The 19,449-nt window shown below is 38.4% G+C and carries 25 protein-coding genes; 9 read left to right on the top strand and 16 right to left on the bottom strand.

The features are described 5' to 3' along the window. Positions 1-122: 122 nt before the first annotated feature. From GG9_RS05105 to GG9_RS05145, 9 genes are all read right to left on the bottom strand, one after another. Entirely contained in the window at positions 123-1,511 is a 1,389-nt protein-coding gene (locus GG9_RS05105) for an MDR family MFS transporter (RefSeq protein ID WP_005631137.1), read from the bottom strand. Then, on the bottom strand, positions 1,508-2,023 hold the full coding sequence (gene mobB / locus GG9_RS05110; protein ID WP_005631135.1) for a molybdopterin-guanine dinucleotide biosynthesis protein MobB: 516 nt from the start codon (positions 2,021-2,023) through the stop codon (positions 1,508-1,510). Before mobB ends, GG9_RS05105 begins: the two co-directional genes overlap by 4 nt. A gap of 141 nt (positions 2,024-2,164) precedes the next feature. Beyond that, the gene (locus GG9_RS05115; RefSeq protein WP_005631132.1) at positions 2,165-2,386 is read right to left on the bottom strand and encodes a hypothetical protein; all 222 of its coding nucleotides are present in this window, start codon (positions 2,384-2,386) and stop codon (positions 2,165-2,167) included. A gap of 110 nt (positions 2,387-2,496) precedes the next feature. Further along, positions 2,497-2,931, bottom strand: a complete 435-nt coding sequence (locus GG9_RS05120; RefSeq protein ID WP_005631130.1) for a SoxR reducing system RseC family protein — start codon at positions 2,929-2,931, stop codon at positions 2,497-2,499. Next, entirely contained in the window at positions 2,925-3,698 is a 774-nt protein-coding gene (locus GG9_RS05125) for a class I SAM-dependent methyltransferase (protein WP_005631128.1), read from the bottom strand. The genes GG9_RS05120 and GG9_RS05125 overlap by 7 nt, the downstream gene beginning before the upstream one ends. Then, entirely contained in the window at positions 3,680-4,771 is a 1,092-nt protein-coding gene (trmA, locus tag GG9_RS05130; protein ID WP_005631126.1) for a tRNA (uridine(54)-C5)-methyltransferase TrmA, read from the bottom strand. Before trmA ends, GG9_RS05125 begins: the two co-directional genes overlap by 19 nt. Before the next feature lie 143 nt (positions 4,772-4,914). Then, a complete protein-coding gene (locus tag GG9_RS05135; protein ID WP_005631125.1) occupies positions 4,915-5,250 on the bottom strand; it encodes a MaoP family protein in 336 nt (111 codons plus the stop codon). Between the two features lie 61 nt (positions 5,251-5,311). Further along, entirely contained in the window at positions 5,312-5,929 is a 618-nt protein-coding gene (gene dsbA / locus GG9_RS05140) for a thiol:disulfide interchange protein DsbA (protein WP_005631122.1), read from the bottom strand. Between the two features lie 12 nt (positions 5,930-5,941). Continuing rightward, a complete protein-coding gene (locus GG9_RS05145) occupies positions 5,942-6,208 on the bottom strand; it encodes a YihD family protein (RefSeq protein ID WP_005631120.1) in 267 nt (88 codons plus the stop codon). Positions 6,209-6,272: 64 nt separating this feature from the next. On the opposite strand from GG9_RS05145, the gene mobA reads away from it, so the two are divergent. After that, positions 6,273-6,863: a molybdenum cofactor guanylyltransferase MobA gene (gene mobA / locus GG9_RS05150; protein WP_005631118.1), complete on the top strand. Its 591-nt coding sequence runs from the start codon at positions 6,273-6,275 to the stop codon at positions 6,861-6,863. A 21-nt stretch (positions 6,864-6,884) separates the two neighbouring features. On the opposite strand, the gene GG9_RS05155 is transcribed toward mobA, so the two are convergent. The 5 genes from GG9_RS05155 to GG9_RS05175 all read right to left on the bottom strand — a co-directional run bounded on the left by GG9_RS05155 (position 6,885) and on the right by GG9_RS05175 (position 12,297). Further along, positions 6,885-7,745, bottom strand: a complete 861-nt coding sequence (locus GG9_RS05155) for a Dam family site-specific DNA-(adenine-N6)-methyltransferase (RefSeq protein ID WP_005631116.1) — start codon at positions 7,743-7,745, stop codon at positions 6,885-6,887. Position 7,746: 1 nt separating this feature from the next. After that, entirely contained in the window at positions 7,747-8,835 is a 1,089-nt protein-coding gene (aroB, locus tag GG9_RS05160) for a 3-dehydroquinate synthase (RefSeq protein ID WP_005631113.1), read from the bottom strand. Positions 8,836-8,854: 19 nt separating this feature from the next. Next, positions 8,855-9,397, bottom strand: a complete 543-nt coding sequence (gene aroK / locus GG9_RS05165) for a shikimate kinase AroK (protein WP_005631111.1) — start codon at positions 9,395-9,397, stop codon at positions 8,855-8,857. Between the two features lie 286 nt (positions 9,398-9,683). After that, the gene (nadN, locus tag GG9_RS05170; protein ID WP_005631109.1) at positions 9,684-11,495 is read right to left on the bottom strand and encodes an NAD nucleotidase; all 1,812 of its coding nucleotides are present in this window, start codon (positions 11,493-11,495) and stop codon (positions 9,684-9,686) included. 22 nt (positions 11,496-11,517) lie between these two features. Continuing rightward, the gene (locus tag GG9_RS05175) at positions 11,518-12,297 is read right to left on the bottom strand and encodes a hypothetical protein (RefSeq protein ID WP_005631107.1); all 780 of its coding nucleotides are present in this window, start codon (positions 12,295-12,297) and stop codon (positions 11,518-11,520) included. Between the two features lie 310 nt (positions 12,298-12,607). Between GG9_RS05175 and rpsP the strand changes: the two genes are divergently transcribed. From rpsP to rplS, 4 genes are read left to right on the top strand one after another with little or no spacing between them, the layout of a single operon-like run. Then, positions 12,608-12,853: a 30S ribosomal protein S16 gene (rpsP, locus tag GG9_RS05180; protein WP_005631105.1), complete on the top strand. Its 246-nt coding sequence runs from the start codon at positions 12,608-12,610 to the stop codon at positions 12,851-12,853. Positions 12,854-12,897: 44 nt separating this feature from the next. Further along, complete coding sequence (rimM, locus tag GG9_RS05185; protein ID WP_005626427.1) at positions 12,898-13,425, top strand: ribosome maturation factor RimM; 528 nt, start codon at positions 12,898-12,900, stop codon at positions 13,423-13,425. 37 nt (positions 13,426-13,462) lie between these two features. Next, positions 13,463-14,203, top strand: coding sequence for a tRNA (guanosine(37)-N1)-methyltransferase TrmD (gene trmD, locus GG9_RS05190; RefSeq protein ID WP_005631103.1), 741 nt, complete (start codon positions 13,463-13,465; stop codon positions 14,201-14,203). Between the two features lie 36 nt (positions 14,204-14,239). Then, on the top strand, positions 14,240-14,590 hold the full coding sequence (gene rplS, locus GG9_RS05195; RefSeq protein ID WP_005631101.1) for a 50S ribosomal protein L19: 351 nt from the start codon (positions 14,240-14,242) through the stop codon (positions 14,588-14,590). A gap of 51 nt (positions 14,591-14,641) precedes the next feature. Here the strand turns inward: rplS and GG9_RS05200 are convergent, their stop codons facing one another. Together GG9_RS05200 and ispB are read right to left on the bottom strand one after the other, a co-directional pair. Next, positions 14,642-15,379, bottom strand: a complete 738-nt coding sequence (locus tag GG9_RS05200; protein ID WP_005631100.1) for an epoxyqueuosine reductase QueH — start codon at positions 15,377-15,379, stop codon at positions 14,642-14,644. Positions 15,380-15,429: 50 nt separating this feature from the next. Then, positions 15,430-16,419, bottom strand: a complete 990-nt coding sequence (gene ispB, locus GG9_RS05205; RefSeq protein ID WP_005631099.1) for an octaprenyl diphosphate synthase — start codon at positions 16,417-16,419, stop codon at positions 15,430-15,432. A 213-nt stretch (positions 16,420-16,632) separates the two neighbouring features. On the opposite strand from ispB, the gene rplU reads away from it, so the two are divergent. The 4 genes from rplU (at position 16,633) to cgtA (ending at position 19,423) form a co-directional block, all read left to right on the top strand. After that, positions 16,633-16,944, top strand: a complete 312-nt coding sequence (gene rplU, locus GG9_RS05210; RefSeq protein WP_005626416.1) for a 50S ribosomal protein L21 — start codon at positions 16,633-16,635, stop codon at positions 16,942-16,944. Positions 16,945-16,964: 20 nt separating this feature from the next. Beyond that, positions 16,965-17,222 carry a 50S ribosomal protein L27 gene (gene rpmA / locus GG9_RS05215; RefSeq protein WP_005626413.1) on the top strand — a complete coding sequence of 86 codons (258 nt, stop codon included), beginning with the start codon at positions 16,965-16,967 and terminating at the stop codon, positions 17,220-17,222. Positions 17,223-17,302: 80 nt separating this feature from the next. Further along, positions 17,303-18,223 carry a DMT family transporter gene (locus GG9_RS05220; RefSeq protein ID WP_005631098.1) on the top strand — a complete coding sequence of 307 codons (921 nt, stop codon included), beginning with the start codon at positions 17,303-17,305 and terminating at the stop codon, positions 18,221-18,223. 27 nt (positions 18,224-18,250) lie between these two features. Further along, the gene (gene cgtA / locus GG9_RS05225; RefSeq protein ID WP_005631097.1) at positions 18,251-19,423 is read left to right on the top strand and encodes an Obg family GTPase CgtA; all 1,173 of its coding nucleotides are present in this window, start codon (positions 18,251-18,253) and stop codon (positions 19,421-19,423) included. Positions 19,424-19,449 lie beyond the last annotated feature (26 nt).

The raw sequence follows: 19,449 nt of genomic DNA, 5'->3' as shown, positions 1-19,449 counted from the left end.
TTCGAACATTACTATATAACCAGGATGCTAGATAAATCCTATCTAAAATAAATGTTTAATAAGATATAAGCAAATGTCGCTTTTTTTAAATAAAAAAATTCTATGGATTATAACAAATTAATCTAAGGATTCTTCCGTAAATGATCGCCATCATTTTTATGTAATTTCATAAGCGACCAAACTAAGGCGATTGCAAAAAGTGATGAGGTTAAGAAAGTATAGCTAAATGCCTGTTGTAAGCCATCACTCGCGCTAAAGAAATGTCTATAAAGATTTAGAATTATCGATGAAATAGCAATACCAAATCCAATCCCAACTTGCTGCACAATACTTAATACTGTAGAACCTGTGCCTGCCTGTTGTTTTGAAAGATCTCCTACAGTCAACGTATTGATTGAAGTGAAAATTATCGACATGCAAGCGCCATACCACATAAGATTACAAATAATCCAAATCAGAGAACTTTGTTGATCTAACCAAGCCATTGAAATCACAGATCCCGCCATCAAAAGTGCGGATGAAATTAGCGTTGTTTTATAGCCCCAACGATTTAGAATTCGTCCAATTAATATTTTCAAAATCACAGAAATTAACGCAATTGGTGCTAATAGCCAGCCTGACATTTCAGCGCTGTAACCGAAAGATAATTGAAACATCAAAGGCAATAAAAAGGGAACGCCAGATGCAGATAATCGGATAAAAATATTGGCAATAATGCCTAATCTGAATGTACGAGTGCGGAAAAGGGATAAAGGTAAAATGGCATCTTCATTGTTTTTGGCATAGCTACAATACGCCACGAGTAACAGAACACCGACAACTAATACGCTATAGGTTGTAATTGCACTATGATGGCTTTCACCGAGTAAATCCAAACCAAGTGTGATGCCGACTAACCCTAATGCAAACAGTAAAAAACCTGTCCAATCTAGTTTCTCTGCTTCGCCTTTGATATTACTCATCACGCTGCCCGATGCCAAAATTCCTAGTGCACCAATTGGAATATTAATTAAAAAAATCCAGTGCCAGCTGGCGTGAATGACTAACCATCCACCTAAAATAGGCCCTAGAATTGGCCCAATCAAACCTGCAGTTGCCATTAAATTCCAAGCATTCACTAATTGTTGTTTAGGGACAGCTTGAATAATAGCTAAACGCGCCACTGGCATCATAAAGGCACCGCCTATCCCTTGAATCACTCTGGCTAAGATTAAACTTTCTAAATTAGGGGCTGCAGCACAAGCAATAGAACCTAAAATAAACGTGAAAACTGCCCCTCGAAAAACGGCTAATGTCCCAAATTTTGCCGCAGCCCAAGCGGTAAGAGGAATAAATAATGCAACGGCTAAAGAATAAGCAATAATCGCCATTTGCATTTCAAAGGCGGGCTTATGTAAATCGGAGGATATCGCTGGTAAGGCAGTATTAAGAATGGTAGCATCTAGGCTTTGCATAAAAAGCGCCATTGCTGCTACCCAAGCTAAACCGCGATAGGCATTGGATTCAGTCATCGTGCTCCGTGAAAATGGTGCAACCAATTTTCAATAAAATCGGCAATTTGCGGAATGCGGTTAATATCCAACAAAGTGCGGTCAATTTCAAGGGGATAATTCGTTGCAACTGCGAGCACATATTCGTCAATTTCGGGTAAAGGTTTTGTCATTTCCTGACGATGAAGCAAAATCTTTGGAATTGGCTCTTGTTTAAAGCCTTCCACCAACACTAAATCAGTTAAAGTGCGGTCAAATTGTTGTGCTAAATAATCCAATGAAACAGGTTTTGGCGTTTCCGTCATTATCGCCCAGCGTTCATCATTCGCTAAAATGACTTGAGAAGAACCCGCCTCTTTCATACGCCAACTATCTTTTCCTTCCTTATCAACTTGCATATTGTGATGGCTATGTTTAATCACTGAAACGCGAATGTGACGAGTGATAAGTTCTGGGATAAGTTTTTCTAATAATGTTGTTTTACCACTACCGCTATAACCGGTAATTCCAAGTAAAGGAATATGATTGTTCATAAAAATAACCGCACTTTAGATATGGAAAACCCCGAAAGATCGGGGTTAATAAATTAAGAATGTTTTGCTACATAATTGGCAAAAATAAGTCCGCCGATAGCAAGAAGAGCAACAATGCCAAGCCCTATAGTAAGCCACATATTATTTTCCCTCCACTAATTGACGAAATTTACGCCCCATCAAGAGACAAACATAAGCAATAATGAGCAAAAAACTCATATTTAATCCTTTTAGGAAAAGCGGTTGCTCGCCATAAAGTATAACAGGCATTGCTAGAATAGCAACTTTTGCCACATCATCACTAAGTTTTGACCAAGCCTCTAAAGAACTTTTCTCAATGGGTAATTTAAATAAATTCAGCATAATTTCTCCGATGAATAAAAGAGATATTTTGCTGAAATAGAAGAGAATTACTCAACTAACTTTATAGTTTGCGATCTAGATCGCAGAAATAATAAAAAGCGAATCAAAACTTAAGATAATATGCGCAATAAAACAGGCTGAAACTCTGTTTGCTGCCCTAATTTTCTGCTGGAAGATTTTACAAAAATGAAAGAAAGTGCGGTTAATCCAAAGATTAAAATTGCACGCAAGATTTCATTGTGGCTGATGTAATCAGACAACATCGTCGCAATCAATAAGGTCAAAAGCGGTACAACATACATCAATAATGCCGACAACAATATTGACTTTTCTTCTAATCCAATTTCAACAATTTGACCTTCGCGTAATGGCATTAATGTGTCCACATTAAAAATATGCTCGCCACGTTTGCCGTTTAATTCGGAAAGGCTTGATGTTCCACAACTGTTTTTAGCAGCGCATTGTCCACAGGCACTTTGAGATTGGCATTTCACTTTGGCAATGCCATTTTCATAGCTAATAACAACGGCACTTTCTCTTAGCATTGTGATGCTCCCATATAAATATCAAAGCGATGATTTTTCGTTTCACGGCTAAAGTGCGGTTGTTTTCCATAAAGAAACTCTGCATAGTCAGGACGCTTCACGACCACACGTTTTTTAGCGAGTTGTAGTGCAGGTAAAAGTAATTCATCGGCATCTAAATCTGCTCCAACTAAATGCTGGAATATGCGCATTTCTTTTTTTACTAACGCAGATTTTTGTTTATGCGGATACATTGGATCGAGATAAACCACATCGGCATAATCGGTATTAGGATCTAGTTCATTAATATGCTGAACATTCAGCAAGCGCAAATTTTGTTGCAACATCTCGCCGATTTCTTCATCTTGATAAGCACGATTTAAACCATCTTGTAGAAGTAAAAAAACAACAGGATGACGTTCTACTAAACGAACTTGGCAGCCAATCGAGGCTAGCACAAAGGCATCGCGCCCTAGACCTGCTGTGGCATCAATAACCGTTGGCAATTCCGAACCTTTAATCCCTACCGCTTTCGCTACAGCTTCACCACGCCCCCCACCGAATTTACGACGATGAGCCATAGTGCCACCTACAAAATCAACATAAACCGCCCCGAGTTTAGGTTCATCTAGTTTACGAAGTTCTAAACGCTCATCGGTTTGAACAAGTGCAAGTGGGCTTTGTTCATTATGAATAATATGATGTTCAGCACAAAGTGCGGTCAATTCTGCTAATGTTTTTTCTGAAGATTCAGAAATTAGTTGAATACCTACTTGCGAATAAGCCATACGCCGCTTTCCATGTGGTCAGTGTAAGGGAATTGGTCAAATAACGCCGCTTTTTCAATGCGGTGCGTTTTTGATAGTTCAACAAGATTATCGCACAGCGTATGTGGATTACAGGAAATATACAAAATGCGATCGTAATTTTGTACAAGTTTCACTGTATCAGGATCAAGCCCTGCGCGAGGTGGATCGACAAAAATGGTATTACATTCATAAGATTTTAAATCAATTCCTTTCAAGCGATTAAAGGCTCGAACCCCATTCATAGCCTGCGTAAATTCTTCTGCCGACATACGGATAATTTGTAAATTATCGACTTTATTTTCAGCTATATTAAACTGTGCAGCGGCTACGGAAGGTTTTGCGATTTCTGTTGCTAATACCTTACGGAAATTTTGTGCAAGTGCGATAGAAAAATTACCATTACCGCAGTAAAGTTCTAATAAATCACCTTCGCTATTTTGAGTACAATCAATTGCCCATTCAAGCATTTTGCAGTTTACCGTTGCGTTTGGCTGGGTAAAACTATTCTCGACTTGGCGATAAACATAATTTCTGCCATTCACAGGTAAAACCTCATCCACATAATCTTGATCTAAGCAGATTTTTTGTTTGCTGGCACGTCCGATAAGCTGCACATCAAAGCCAAGTGCGGTCAATTTTTCTTTCAAATTTTTTGCTGCACTTTCCCATTCTTCAGTAAGTGGTTTGTGATACAACAGGCTCACGATGATTTTGTTGCTCAGGGTGCTGAGATAATCAATTTGGAACAGTTTTTTGTGTAATACATCTTGCGTTTTTAATAAAGGCAACAGGGTTTGCATCATGCGATTAATGAGTTCGCTTGCGATAGGGAATTCATCAATGCGATAACGTTGTTTGGTCGCCTGATCAAACATAATGTGGTAAAAATCATCTTGCTCGTGCCAAATACGAAACTCCGTACGCATCCGATAATGAGAAGTTGGTGAATCGAAAACTTGAATTTCAGGTGCGTTAAAAGGGCGCAAAAGTGCGGTCAGTTTTTCGTGTTTTTTTTGCAGGAGTTCGGTGTATTGAGAAATCGGTAATTGCATAGAAATTAGTATTCATAGGGTGTATGAAGACGAATCGTTCATACAAAGATAGGAGAATAAAATTATCAGCCGTGAATTAAGCGTGATTTCACAAGCTATTCAAAAACAAAAGGCAGACTTCCGCCTGCCTTATTTAACGTCTCTTATTCGCCGGAATAATCTTCACCGCCAGAGGCAGCTTCACTCACATCACCAGATAAGGTGTAAACACGTTTTTTAGTGTTAATACGAGTACGATATTTATTCCAAGTTTTTTCAAAGAAAGTCTCTGCTGCGCGCTCACCACGGCAAAAAGCGACGAAATCTTTTTCTTCTTTAGTCGCTGGCTCACGTTCCCCTAAGTCTAATGCTTTGAACGCTTGGCCATATTGCTCAAGCACCTGTGATTCTTTGATTGTGTAATCACCGTGACGGGAAAAACCACGTGGGTAGTTTTTGTCGTCAAAGAAACGACGCGTTACGATAAAACTTGCAGCCATAATATTCTCTCTTCTTTCGTTAATATTTACAAAATAGGGCAGGCATTAAACCAATTTTTCGTTATTTTTGCAATAAACCTTTTACAGTTTCAACATAATCTTTCACGAAATCATCGTAATTTAACCCTTCAGGGTTTACACGGAATTTACCATTGACATAAAAATCAGGTACGCCACGTACTTTAAATTGTTCTGCGGCGTTTACTTGTTTATTGACTAAACCATTCACTGCAAAACTATTAATGCCACCATCAAATTGCTCGGCAGTTATACCATTCGATAAGAAAATAGCTCGAATATCATCCATTGATTTCAAAGCATCCTTTTGGGCCGCTTCAAATAATGGTGCCTTTACTTTACTTTCTGCCCCCAATGCCATTGCTAACGCCCAAGCACGCGTTAAGTTTTCAGACTGGCGACCTAAGAAATTCACATGATATTGTTTAAATTTCACGTCTTTTGGTAAAGCATCTGCGACTTGTTGTGGAATTTTGTATTCCATTTCAAAGGCGTAACAATGCGGGCAGTAGAATGAGAAAAACTCAATCACTTCTTTTTGCTGTGAAGCCTGTTGACTCACTTGAACATATTGTTTGCCCTCTTGTAAATCTGCGGCAAAACTATTTACAGACATAAGCGTGCTGACGCCTAAACCTAACGCAAGTAATACTTTTTTCATTTGCTTTCCTTCTTATTTAATGATACCGCGAGCACGGAGCAATGCGGTTTTAAAATCTTCTTCGTAATCTTTTTTGAGACCAGGAATTGGCTCATGTTTATCGGTACCATCCATTTTTAACTGATAAATAATCACTTCATCAGTTAATTCATTTAATGGCTTTTGGAAACCTGATTCATTGGCAATTTTTTGCAAAATTTCCATTAAGCTCAAATCCGGGTCTTTAGACCAATAAGGCTGTAAAAGTTCCAAAACTTCATTTAAACGCTTACATTTCATTGCTATTTCCTTTTTAATCGTAAAAAATAGGCAAATGATACTTGAAATAACGATAGATTAAAATATGACAATTACAATAAGCGCGGTAATTTTGGCTGGTGGCAAAGCACGCAGAATGGACGGGCAAGATAAAGGATTACAGATTTTAGGTAAACACTCTTTAATTCAACATGTTATTCATCGCTTGCAACCACAAATTCATCAGATTTCAATTAACGCTAACCGAAATCAAACAGAATATGCAAAATTTGGCTTTCCTGTTTTTTCCGATGAACTGCCCGATTTTCAAGGGCCATTAAGTGGCATGCTAACAGCCCTAGAAAAAACAAAAAGCGACTTCATCCTTTTTACACCTTGTGATACACCTTTTTTCCCAACTAATCTTTTAGATAAACTCAAAAGTGCGGTTGAAAATCACCGCACTTTAATTGCTTATGCTTGCGATGAGGAACGTGAACATCCCGTTTTTTGTTTGATGTCTGTTCAGCTAAAGGAAAAATTGCGACACTATTTAGCATCGGGTGAACGACGTCTTTTACAATTTATGAAAGAAAATGGCGGGATTTCAGTAAAATTTACAAAAAAAGAAGGAAATTTCGAGAATTTTAATACGCTGGATGATTTAAAGAAAAACAGTCATCTAACCGAACACTAACAAAAGTGCGGTTTATTTTTATTATTTACGAGCACCAAATATCGCAATCAATTCTTTCACTTTTACGCGTTTTTCTGAATTCTGACTAATAGAACGTTGAACTTTTACCCGTTTAAATTTAGCACCATTATAAATTTCACGCGTAAATTTAGTATCGTGATTCGAGATCAATATCGAAATTTGTTTTTCTTTTTGTATAGATTTCGCTAAATCAGCCAAAGCACGTTGTTGCGCTAGGCCAAACTCATTCCCCGCATAACCAGTAAAATTAGTATCTTGTTGTAGCGGAGCATAAGGGGGATCGCAATAAATCACCGAATCTTTATCTGCCAGTTCAAAAGTTTTTTGAAAATCACAGCATAAAAACACCGCACTTTGCGCTTTATGAGCGAAATAACGTAATTCATCTTCTGGAAAATAATGAGTTTTATAAGCCCCAAAAGGCACATTAAATTCATTTTTGCTGTTATAACGGCATAATCCGTTAAACCCAAAACGGTTCAAATATAAAAAAATAATCGAACGTTCGAAAGGATTCGTAGAAGCATTGAATTGACGACGTTTGGTATAGTAATAATTGGGTGTATTGGCATCATCAGCGAAGAAAATCGGCTTACAAGCTTCGATATAACCCTCTACATTTTCTTTAACAATATTGAATAGATTGATTAAATCAGGGTTGATATCTGCCAAAATATAGCGTTCAAAATTAGAATTAAGAAATACTGCTCCAGCGCCCACAAATGGCTCAATTAAGCAGTTTTTTTTGTTTGGAAAGGCTTTATTTATATCGTCCGTTAAACGAAATTTCCCCCCCGCCCATTTTAAAAATGGACGGTGTTTTAACTTAGGTTTTAAAGATTGTTTTTTCGGACGTAACATCTTAATCCGTTTGAGTACAACGACGAATTGCGTTTAACACGAGGGTATGATCGGTATCATTCGCCACATAAGCTTGACCTAGAGATTTGAGTAGCACCAGACGCAATTTACCCGCTAGAACTTTTTTATCACGCATCATATGCGGTAAATAGTCCTCCGGCTGCATCGTATCCGGTGATACGGTGGGCAAATTGGCACGAGCAAGTAATTTTTCAAGGCGAGACACATCTGCAATAGAAATATCTCCAAGTTCTTCCGAAAGCGCCGCTGCCATCATCATTCCCGTTGAAACAGCTTCGCCATGAAGCCAGTTTCCATAACCTAAGTGAGTTTCAATGGCATGACCAAAAGTATGCCCAAGATTGAGCAATGCACGGTCGCCCTTTTCTGTTTCATCTCTCGCGACCACATCCGCTTTAATTTGACAACAACGAGAAATACAATGTTGAAGCGCCTCAGGATGCAAAGCGACAAGTTCATCAATATGTTGTTCTAGCCATTCAAAAAATTCGTAATCTAAAATGGCGCCATATTTGATAACTTCAGCAAGCCCCGCGTTTACTTCACGTTTAGGAAGCGTATTAAGCGTGAGCGTATCAATAATAACCATTGATGGCTGATAGAACGCACCAATCATATTTTTGCCTAATTCATGATTAACCGCCGTTTTACCGCCCACTGAAGAATCCACTTGTGAAAGCAATGTGGTTGGAATTTGAATTAAACGCACACCTCGCTGATAACTTGCCGCAGCAAATCCCGCAACATCGCCAATCACGCCGCCGCCCAATGCAATAATCGTGGTATCTCTCCCATGATTACCTTGCAAAAGCGCGGTGAAAATTAAGTTTAAAGATTCAAGCGTTTTGTATTTTTCGCCATCTGGCAATAAAACATGATCGACCACGCAACCACGTTTTTCTAACGCATAGATGACTGTATCAAGATAAAACTGTGCGACCGTGGGATTCGTTACAATCATCACGCGCTCCCCACGTTTAATCGGGTAACTACGTTCATCTTGTAACAATCCGCTACCAATTAAAATAGGATAGCGACGCTCTTGCAATTCCACGTTGACGCACAGCATAATTTATCCTTAGGTGTGTTTAAAGTGCACCATTCAATCCATTCATATTATCAATTAAATCAACAATTTGATTTACCATTACTTTGGCATTTTGCTCATCGGTTGGCAAAGTGATGTCCGCAATTTCTTCATAAAGCGGATTGCGAATTTTTGCTAAATCTTCCAACACTTGACGAGGATTATCTGCATCTTGGAGTAATGGACGTTTTTTATCACGTTGAGTACGTTGGAATTGTTTTTCCACCGTTGTTTCTAAATAAATCACGATACCGCGTGCAGATAAATAATTACGACTCTCTTTAGAAAGCACTGCGCCACCACCCGTTGAAAGTACAATGCCTTGCATTTGAGTAAGCTCGTTAATAATGCGTTCTTCACGCTTACGGAAGCCTTCTTCACCTTCCAAATCAAAAATCCAGCTAATATCCGCGCCAGTACGCTCTTCAATCACGGCATCGGAATCAATAAAATCCATATTAAGCTGTTGTGCTAATTGACGACCGATGGTGCTTTTACCTGCACCCATTGGCCCCACTAAAAAAATATTACGTTTTTCCGCCATTGTTCTTTTCTAATTAAATTAAAGGTGAAATAAAAAATTGATCTTTCTAACAAAAATACACAGCCTAAAACAAATTTGACTACTTGAAAGATCTCCCCAAAAATGGTCTAGATTATCGCAATAAACCACCCTATTTTTCAACCTTTCTAGGGAATTTATTTTTCACGAGAAACTATTCAGGTGTGGAATAATCAAGATTCTCTATCATCTATAACATCTTAAAGCAGCAAACTTATAACAAAAATAGCGCGTTAAATACGCGCTATTTTTAGTCTATTTTTCAATTTTATTTTTTAGGTAACGCATCAGTTGAAGCATTAAATTTCACATTTGATGAAGTGTAAGCCTCAAAGTGCGGGTGTTTTTTCATAAATTTAATGAAACTTTCCGCATCAGGCAAGTATGTATCAACGCCTTCATATTTTGGATCGTTAAATAATTTACCAAAAGTTTTATAACCATCTTTACCGCTAGCTACATAGGCATTAGTACCAACGAGATAACGTTTATTATCATCAATCGGTTCCCATTGTTGGGTTTGTTTATTCAAGACTTCAACACTCACTAAACGTTTACCTTCCGCATTTGGTGTTTCATTCGCTTCATAACGAATACCTGCACCATAAGGGAATGCGCCTGTAGAGCCATCAACCAAAGCAAATTGCATTGCATCTTCAAGCACTTGTTTCACTAACGAACCTTCCATTTTATAGGTATATAACGTATTCCCGAAAGGTAAGAAAGTATAAGCATCGTTAAAGGTTACATTGCCCGGTAAAATATCTGCGCGTACACCGCCAGCATTTTGAATAGTTAAATCCACCGTTTTGAGTTCGTTATACATTGTTTCTGCAATAAAACGCGTTGCAATAGAACCTTCTGGATTAGATCCTGCTTTATTTGGGATACGGTTTGCTGAACCACCCGGCATTGCAGAACCAGTGATAACGCCCACAATTTCTTGTGCTAAACGATCTTTTTCACTTTTATATTTAGCAATAAGCTTATCGGTTTTTGCATCGTGATCATCAAGTGAAATACTTTTCATTGATTTTAAAGTATCAAGTGCTTTTTTACGTTCATCGCCAGCTAATTCAGCCCATTTACCTTCCGAATTTTTCACTTGAAGTTTATGAGAACTCATTAACACGTGAGGAATTTTACGAGTAATAGACGCAATACCTTCAGGACTGAATTTAACACCTAAATCACCCACAACAGCAGAATAAGCCCAGCCTTCCATTACAAATACCGGTTCGCCATTTGGATTTTTAAATTCAAGTGGATATTCATAGATTACTGGCAATTTTAAACCACGTAATTCATCATTTCCGTATAAATAATGTGAATCGCCAGTAACGATCACATCAATATCATTTACTTTTTGAGCAATTTCGATATTTTTTTCACTTCCTGCATGTGAAAGTAAAATGATTTTATTAATACCTTGTTGTTTTAGCGCATTTGCCATAATTTGTGCAGTAGCAATTTCATCATAGAACTTCACATCCTTACCCGGTGAAGATGAATTCACTGTTTTATTCACGGTATCTAAACCGATAATGGCAATTTTTTCTCCATCCACTGTGAAAATATCGTAAGGTTTCCATTTGTTATACAAAATTGAACTTTTATCAGGAATCACATTAGCTGAAAGCACAGGGATTTTTAATGGTTCAAGCAGTTTTAATAACCCTTCATTACCCGCGTCAAATTCATGATTACCTAAAGTAAAATAATGGAAATTACCAGCATTCATGACAGCTGCATCTGCAGAACCGCCAAACAGCGTGAAGTAAAGCGTACCAGTAATGGCATCGCCTGCATGCAATACTAATGGATTTTTGTATTTTTTACGCAATTCGTTAAGTTTTGCATTGACAGCAGAAAAACCACCAATATCCACTTTGGTTTGCTGACCATTTAAATTAATCCGTGTTTCATGCGGTTCTAAATAAGAATGGTGATCATTGATGTGCAAAATACTTAATTCCACAGCTTTGTGAGCTTGTGGTGCCTCTTTGGCAAGAGCTGCACTAGTGAAAAGCATCGCGAATGCACTGAGTGCAAAGGTGGCTGATTTTTTGGATAAAAGCATAAAAACTCCTGTTGGTAAGGGATTAATTTAAACCTTCTAGCATTGCTTGAAAGGTTTTGTAACGAATTGCATCATTATTGTGCTGTAAATTTTCTCGAGGTTGATCTAAATACGAGAAATCATCAACTTCCACACCTTTAAATTGGCGATTGAACATCATATTTGCTAAAGCAAGGCGTGGCTTAATTTCAGAAGAAGGAGTAATCAAACTGACACGATTTTCAGTAATCGGAAAAATAGTCTGGTTCGGAAAATCTTGGCGCATTTGTTCAATCATTTTTTGAAATATATCTTTAGCATTCAAAGACAATAGTATAATTTGATCTGCTTTTGCTCCCCGCTCCATTAAAGCCTGAACAAATTGCTCCGAATTATCTGTTTGACGAATATAAATTTTTGCCTGCTCATTTGCTAAAAAAGACACCAATAAGTTTTTCTTCATTTCCTGAATTAAATTAGCATCGCCAGTATTTATCGGCTCAAAGTATAAGTAATCAAGAAATTTAGGGGTTAGATTTTTATCTGTTTTAAAAATACGAGTAAGGATTTTTTCGCTTATTTGGATCTGGTTATCTAGAAATTGAGGAGGTAAAGAAAAAAGTGCGGTGAGTTTTTTCTGTAAAATCGAAACTTGTTGCTTTTCTTGTTTAGCTAAAGCGATTGAAAATTGTTGCTTTAAAGCCTCCGCGGACTCAGTTGATATTGATTGGTGAGAAGACGGGGGAGGACTCGCTATCACAGATTGTTGAATGCCAATACATGACGCTAATCCAAGTAACACAGAATGAAAACCGATTTTCATAATAAACCTCATTTAACTGATATTTTATCAATATAAAATACCGCTTAACGCGTAAACTTGACCTAAAACTGCTTGAGAGTTTCTTAGATTATACGTAAAACAAAATTGCATGTGAATAATAATGTTTACCTTTTCAAAAGAATATAACGTACTTATTAGAATGCGCATCCAAAACTTGCAATTTTGCTCAAAAAGTATAAAATTCGCGGGCTTTTTGTCTATATATACAGAGAAAAAAGTAAGCTATATTCTTAAATCGCTTTCGAATTTGGGAATATTCTTTTAGTAATTAAACATTTAGAGGAAGGTTATGGTAACCATTCGTTTATCTCGTGGCGGAGCTAAAAAACGCCCATTTTATCAAATCGTAGTAGCTGACAGCCGTTCACCACGTGACGGTCGTTTCATTGAGCGTGTAGGTTTCTTCAATCCTATCGCACAAGGTAACGCAGAACGTGTTCGTATCGACCTAGACCGTGTTAACCACTGGGTTGGTCAAGGTGCATCACTTTCAGACCGTGTTGCAACTTTGATAAAAGAAGCTCAAAAAGCATAATTTCGCTTTTTGATTTAGTTCTTAAACTAAGATAGGTGAAAAATATGGAACAACAACGTATTGAAGTTGTGGGCAAATTAGGCTCAACCTACGGTATTCGTGGGTGGTTACGTATTTATTCATCAACAGAACAAGCTGAAAGCATTTTTGAGTATCAACCTTGGTTTTTAAAAATCAAAGGTGAATGGCAGCCAACGGAATTAGAAAACTGGCGTCATCATAATCACGAAATCATCGTTAAATTAAAAGGCGTTGATGACCGTGAAGCCGCACAAATTTTAGCAAATGTTGAAATTGGTGTGGATTTATCTGTTTTCCCAGAACTGGAAGAAGGCGATTATTACTGGCACGATTTAATTGGTTGCTCAGTCGTAAACCTAGAAGGTTATACAATGGGAACTGTAACAGAGATGATGGAAACCGGTTCTAATGATGTGCTAGTGGTGAAAGCTAATACCAAAGATGCTTTTGGAAAACAAGAGCGGTTAATTCCGTTTTTGTATGAACAAGTAGTTAAAAGAGTCGATCTCACCACGAAAACTATTGAAGTGGATTGGGACGCTGGTTTCTAATCTCAAGTATGCACAAACGTAATGTAGTAGGCTTTTTATGTGGATAGGGGTGATTTCATTATTCCCCGAAATGTTTAAAGCGATTACGGAATTTGGGGTTACAGGTAGAGCCGTAAAACATAATCTTCTGCAAATAGAATATTGGAATCCAAGAGATTTTACATTCGACAAGCATAAAACCGTGGATGACCGTCCTTATGGTGGTGGTCCTGGAATGCTGATGATGGTGCAACCTTTACGGGATGCAATTCATGCTGCGAAAGCAGCGGCAGGAGAAGGCGCAAAGGTGATTTACCTTTCTCCACAAGGACGTAAACTCGATCAAAGCGGCGTAACGGAACTTGCTCAAAATCAGAAATTGATTTTGGTATGTGGGCGTTACGAAGGTATTGATGAGCGATTGATTCAAACTGAAATTGATGAAGAATGGTCAATCGGGGATTACGTTCTGACTGGTGGGGAATTGCCAGCAATGACATTAATTGATGCTGTTGCACGTTTTATTCCCGGTGTATTAGGCAAACAAGCCTCCGCAGAAGAAGATTCTTTTGCAGATGGTCTATTAGATTGTCCGCATTACACCAGACCGGAAGTGTTAGAAGGATTAACTGTACCACCCGTGCTGATGTCGGGACATCACGAAGAAATTCGGAAATGGCGATTAAAACAATCGCTACAAAGAACGTGGCTCCGACGCCCTGAGCTCTTAGAAGGCCTAGCTCTGACTGACGAACAACGTAAGCTGTTAAAAGAGGCACAAGCCGAATATAACAGTTAGTTTCAGTTACATCTAGGATCAATAAAGGATCAAACTATGTCTAACGTTATCAAACAACTTGAACAAGAACAATTAAAACAAAACGTACCTAGCTTCCGCCCAGGTGATACTTTAGAAGTTAAAGTATGGGTAGTTGAAGGTAGCAAACGTCGTTTGCAAGCATTCGAAGGCGTGGTTATTGCAATTCGTAACCGTGGCTTGCACTCAGCATTTACTTTACGTAAAGTATCTAACGGCGTAGGTGTTGAGCGTGTATTCCAAACTCACTCTCCAGCTGTAGATTCTATCGCTGTTAAACGTAAAGGTGCAGTACGTAAAGCTAAACTTTACTACTTACGTGAACGTTCAGGTAAATCAGCTCGTATTAAAGAGCGTTTGGGCGAATAATTTCGCAAAGAAAAAGGCTTGGGATTCCAAGCCTTTTTTGTGTTCATCATATTAATCTGCACTATAATACAATTTTCCGATTTCAATTTTTTGACGACCAGTCTCTTCTCGCCATTTATTACTATCACGTAAAGAATACACACAGCCGCAATATTCCTGTTGATAAAACCGCTCACGCTTACTAATCTCAATCATGCGTTGCGAGCCACCTTCTTTTCGCCAGTTGTAATCCCAATAAATAACATCATCATATTTTTCTGCAGCGCGATGCCCACAGCCATTGATTTGATTCATATCCTTCCAGCGAGAAATACCCAGGCAACTAGTAAATACAGGGAAACCATGTTCATGAGCATATTCAGCAGCTTTTTCAAAGCGCATATCAAAACACATAGTACAACGAATTCCCCTCTCTGGCTCCCATTCCATTCCTTTGGCACGATCAAACCAATTTTGACGATCGTAATCTGCATCAATAAATGGAATGCCAAATTTTTGGGCAAAACGAATATTTTCTTCTTTACGAATTAAATATTCTTTGAGTGGATGAATGTTCGGATTGTAAAAATAAATCGTAAATTCAATGCCAGATGCAAGGATTGCTTCCATCACTTCACCCGAGCAAGGCGCACAGCATGAATGTAAAAGGAGTTTATTATGTCCGTCTGGCAACTCAAGTTTTTCACGAATAAAAGGAGCATTAGGATCTTTGCGTACCTTTTGTTTACGAGTTTTACCTTGAAAGTTAACCGCACTTTGCTCGGGTTTAGATTGAAGTTCTGTATTCATAAAGTTTAATTAAAATTAATTGGTATCAAGTATATAAGCTAAATTAAGGACTAATAATTTCTATCCACAGACAAATACGCCAAAGAAATCAATGCCTTCTTATAATCACTGTCTGGCAACATTGCAATTGCATCTACTGCTTTTTGAGCTTCTTCTTTTGCACGATTCATCGCATAATCTAAAGACTTATGCTCAGCCATAATAGCTAATACTTCATCAATAGCTTCACGTTTACCACCTTGCTCAATCGCTTCGCGAATTAAAGCAGCCTGTTGAGCATTACCATGACGCATAGCATGTAGCAGAGGAAGAGTTGGTTTGCCTTCAGCTAAATCATCTCCTACATTTTTACCTAGAGCTTGTGCATTTGCACTATAATCCAATACATCATCCACGAGCTGAAATGCAGTTCCAAGATAACGCCCATAATCTTGTAAAGCCTTTTCTTGATCTTCTGTTCCACCCGCGACAATTGCAGCAGCCTGACCCGCCACTTCAAACAAACGGGCAGTTTTACTATAAATTACACGCATATAATTAGCTTCGCTCGTTTCGGGATCATTAACATTCATTAACTGCTGAACTTCGCCTTCCGCTAAAACGTTAGTCGCATCGGCCATAATTCCCAAAATCTTCAATGACTCTAATTGTGCAACTAATTGAAATGCACGCGTATAAATAAAGTCTCCTACAAGTACGCTTGCAGCATTCCCAAATTCTGAATTCGCCGTAGCGCGCCCACGACGCATATCGGACTCATCCACCACATCATCATGCAATAAAGAGGCAGTATGAATAAATTCAACAAAAGTAGCACAAGTAATTGAATTAGAGCCCTCAAACCCTAAAGATCGAGCTGCGAGAACTGCGATCAATGGACGGATCCGCTTACCTCCACCTTGAACAATATAAAAACCTAACTGTCCTATTAATGGAACATCTGAATTAAGCTGAGCAAGAATATTTTGATTAACTTTTTGCATGTCGGGATCTGCAAGTTTCTGGATCTCGTCTATGCTCATAAGATCTTGTTTCTTCATTTTTTCATCAATTATTAGTCAAAAGTGCGGTGCATTTTACCCGAATTTTCAGACTTTCTGAAATCAATCCGCAAATGAAGGGAATTTTTTTATTTTATTGTAAATAAATTCTTGCCATAGGTAGGATTTTTCCGTAGAATTTGCGACCTATTTATATGAATTTTTAAGTGTGGACTGCTAAAGAGCAGGGAAACACAATTAAGCGGAGTATTTATGTACGCAGTTTTCCAAAGTGGCGGTAAACAACACCGTGTGAGCGAAGGTCAAGTTGTTCGTTTAGAAAAACTTGAACTTGCAACTGGCGCAACAGTTGAGTTCGATTCTGTGTTGATGGTCGTTAATGGTGAAGATGTTAAAATTGGTGCACCAGTGGTTGCTGGCGCAAAAGTAGTGGCTGAAGTAGTTGCACAAGGTCGTGGCGAGAAAGTTAAAATCGTTAAATTCCGTCGTCGCAAACACAGCCGTAAACAACAAGGTCATCGTCAGTGGTTCACAGAAGTGAAAATCACTGGGATTCAAGCATAATTTCAGAGGAGATCAAGTAGATGGCAACTAAAAAAGCTGGTGGTTCAACTCGTAACGGTCGCGATTCTGAAGCTAAACGCCTTGGTGTTAAACGTTTCGGTGGCGAATCTGTATTAGCAGGTAGCATCATTGTTCGTCAACGTGGTACTAAGTTCCACGCGGGTAGCAACGTAGGTATGGGTAAAGACCACACCTTATTCGCAACTGCAGATGGCAAAGTTAAATTTGAAGTAAAAGGCGAGAAAAGCCGTAAATACGTAAGTATTGTTACTGAATAATTTAAAATCTATTCGATTGAAACGCCCTACAATTTTGTGGGGCGTTTTGTCTTTTTTAATTTCACATAAGCGAGCAAGCAATGAAACAACAACCTCTATTAGGCTTTACCTTTGCGCTTATTACTGCTATGGCTTGGGGATCCTTACCTATCGCTCTCAAACAAGCTTTGTCTGTAATGAACGCGCAAACTATCGTATGGTATCGTTTTATTGTAGCCGCAATCTCATTATTAGCTCTACTTACTTATAAAAAGAAATTACCTGAACCAATGAAAGTCGGTCAATATGCTTGGCTTGCTCTTATTGGGGTAATTGGCCTTACCGGCAATTTTCTATTATTTAGTAGTTCACTGAATTATATTGAACCTTCAGTTGCACAAATTTTTATTCATTTATCCTCTTTTGGAATGCTCATCTGTGGTGTCCTGATCTTCAAAGAAAAATTGGGTCTGCACCAAAAGATCGGGCTTTTCTTATTGTTAATTGGTTTAGGCTTATTCTTTAATGATCGTTTTGATGTATTTGCCGGACTAAATCAGTATTCAACAGGTGTCATCTTAAGCGTAGCAGGATCCCTTATTTGGGTCGCCTATGGAATGGCGCAAAAATTAATGTTGCGTAAATTTAATTCACAACAAATCTTGCTAATGATGTATTTAGGTTGTGCCATAGCTTTTATGCCGATGGCTGAATTCTCGCAAGTACAAGAACTCACACCTTTAGCTCTGATTTGTTTTATTTACTGCTGTTTAAATACCTTAATTGGATACGGCTCTTATGCGGAGGCACTTAATCGTTGGGATGTATCAAAAGTCAGTGTTGTTATCACACTTGTACCTCTTTTCACAATCCTATTTTCTCATATTGCCCATTATTTTAGCCCAGCAGATTTTGCGGCACCAGAATTGAATAATATTAGCTATATTGGCGCATTTGTTGTAGTATGCGGGGCAATTTTATCCGCAATTGGACATAAATTATTACCGCATAAAACTCATTAAAGTGCGGTTTATTTTGGAGAAGTTTTAATGAAATTTATTGATGAATCCCTTATTCGAATTGAGGCTGGGGATGGTGGCAACGGTTGCGTAAGTTTCCGTCGAGAGAAATTTATTCCGAAAGGCGGTCCTGATGGTGGAGATGGTGGCGATGGTGGCGATGTATATTTACAAGCTGATGAAAACCTCAATACCTTAATCGATTACCGTTTTAATAAACGCTTTGCGGCAGAGCGCGGAGAGAATGGACGGAGTTCAGATTGTACAGGACGTCGTGGTAAAGATATTATTTTACCTGTTCCCGTAGGAACTCGCGCTATTGATAATGACACAAAAGAAACCTTGGGAGATTTAACCCAACACGGTCAAAAAATGTTGGTAGCCAAAGGTGGTTATCACGGTTTAGGGAATACCCGTTTCAAATCATCGGTAAATCGTGCACCACGTCAAAAAACAATGGGAACACCGGGCGAAAAACGCGATTTATTACTCGAATTAATGCTACTTGCCGATGTGGGAATGCTCGGTTTACCTAATGCTGGTAAATCCACTTTTATTCGTGCCGTTTCAGCAGCCAAACCAAAAGTTGCAGATTATCCATTTACCACCTTAGTGCCAAGTCTCGGTGTTGTAAAAGTGGACGACTCACATAGTTTCGTAGTAGCTGATATTCCAGGATTAATTGAGGGCGCAGCAGATGGTGCTGGACTAGGCATTCGCTTTTTAAAACATCTAGAACGTTGTAGAGTGCTTATTCATTTAGTCGATATTGATCCAATTGATGGCTCTAACCCAGCAGATAATGTCGCTATTATTGAATCTGAACTTTTCCAATACAGCGAAAAATTATCAGAAAAGCCACGCTGGTTAGTATTTAATAAAATTGATACTATGAGTGATGAAGAAGCTGAAGAGCGAGCACGAGAAATTGCTGAACAATTAGGTTGGGAAGAAGACTATTACCTGATTTCAGCTGCAACAGGGAAAAATGTTCCACCACTTTGTCGTGATATTATGGACTTTATCATAGCAAATCCACGCGAAGCTGAAACACAACAAGTTGCACCTGAAGAAGTAAAATTCAAATGGGAAGATTACCATCAAGAACAACTAGCTGAGCATCAATTTGATGATGACGAAGATTGGGATGATGATTGGACCGAAGAAGATGATGAAGGAATTGAGTTCATCTATAAACCTTAAGAAGGTCTTATTTTATAAGCATTAAA

The organism is Haemophilus haemolyticus M19501 (genome assembly GCF_000222025.1).
GTDB lineage: Bacteria > Pseudomonadota > Gammaproteobacteria > Enterobacterales > Pasteurellaceae > Haemophilus > Haemophilus haemolyticus_G.
This window is presented reverse-complemented; position numbering and strand designations above follow the sequence as displayed.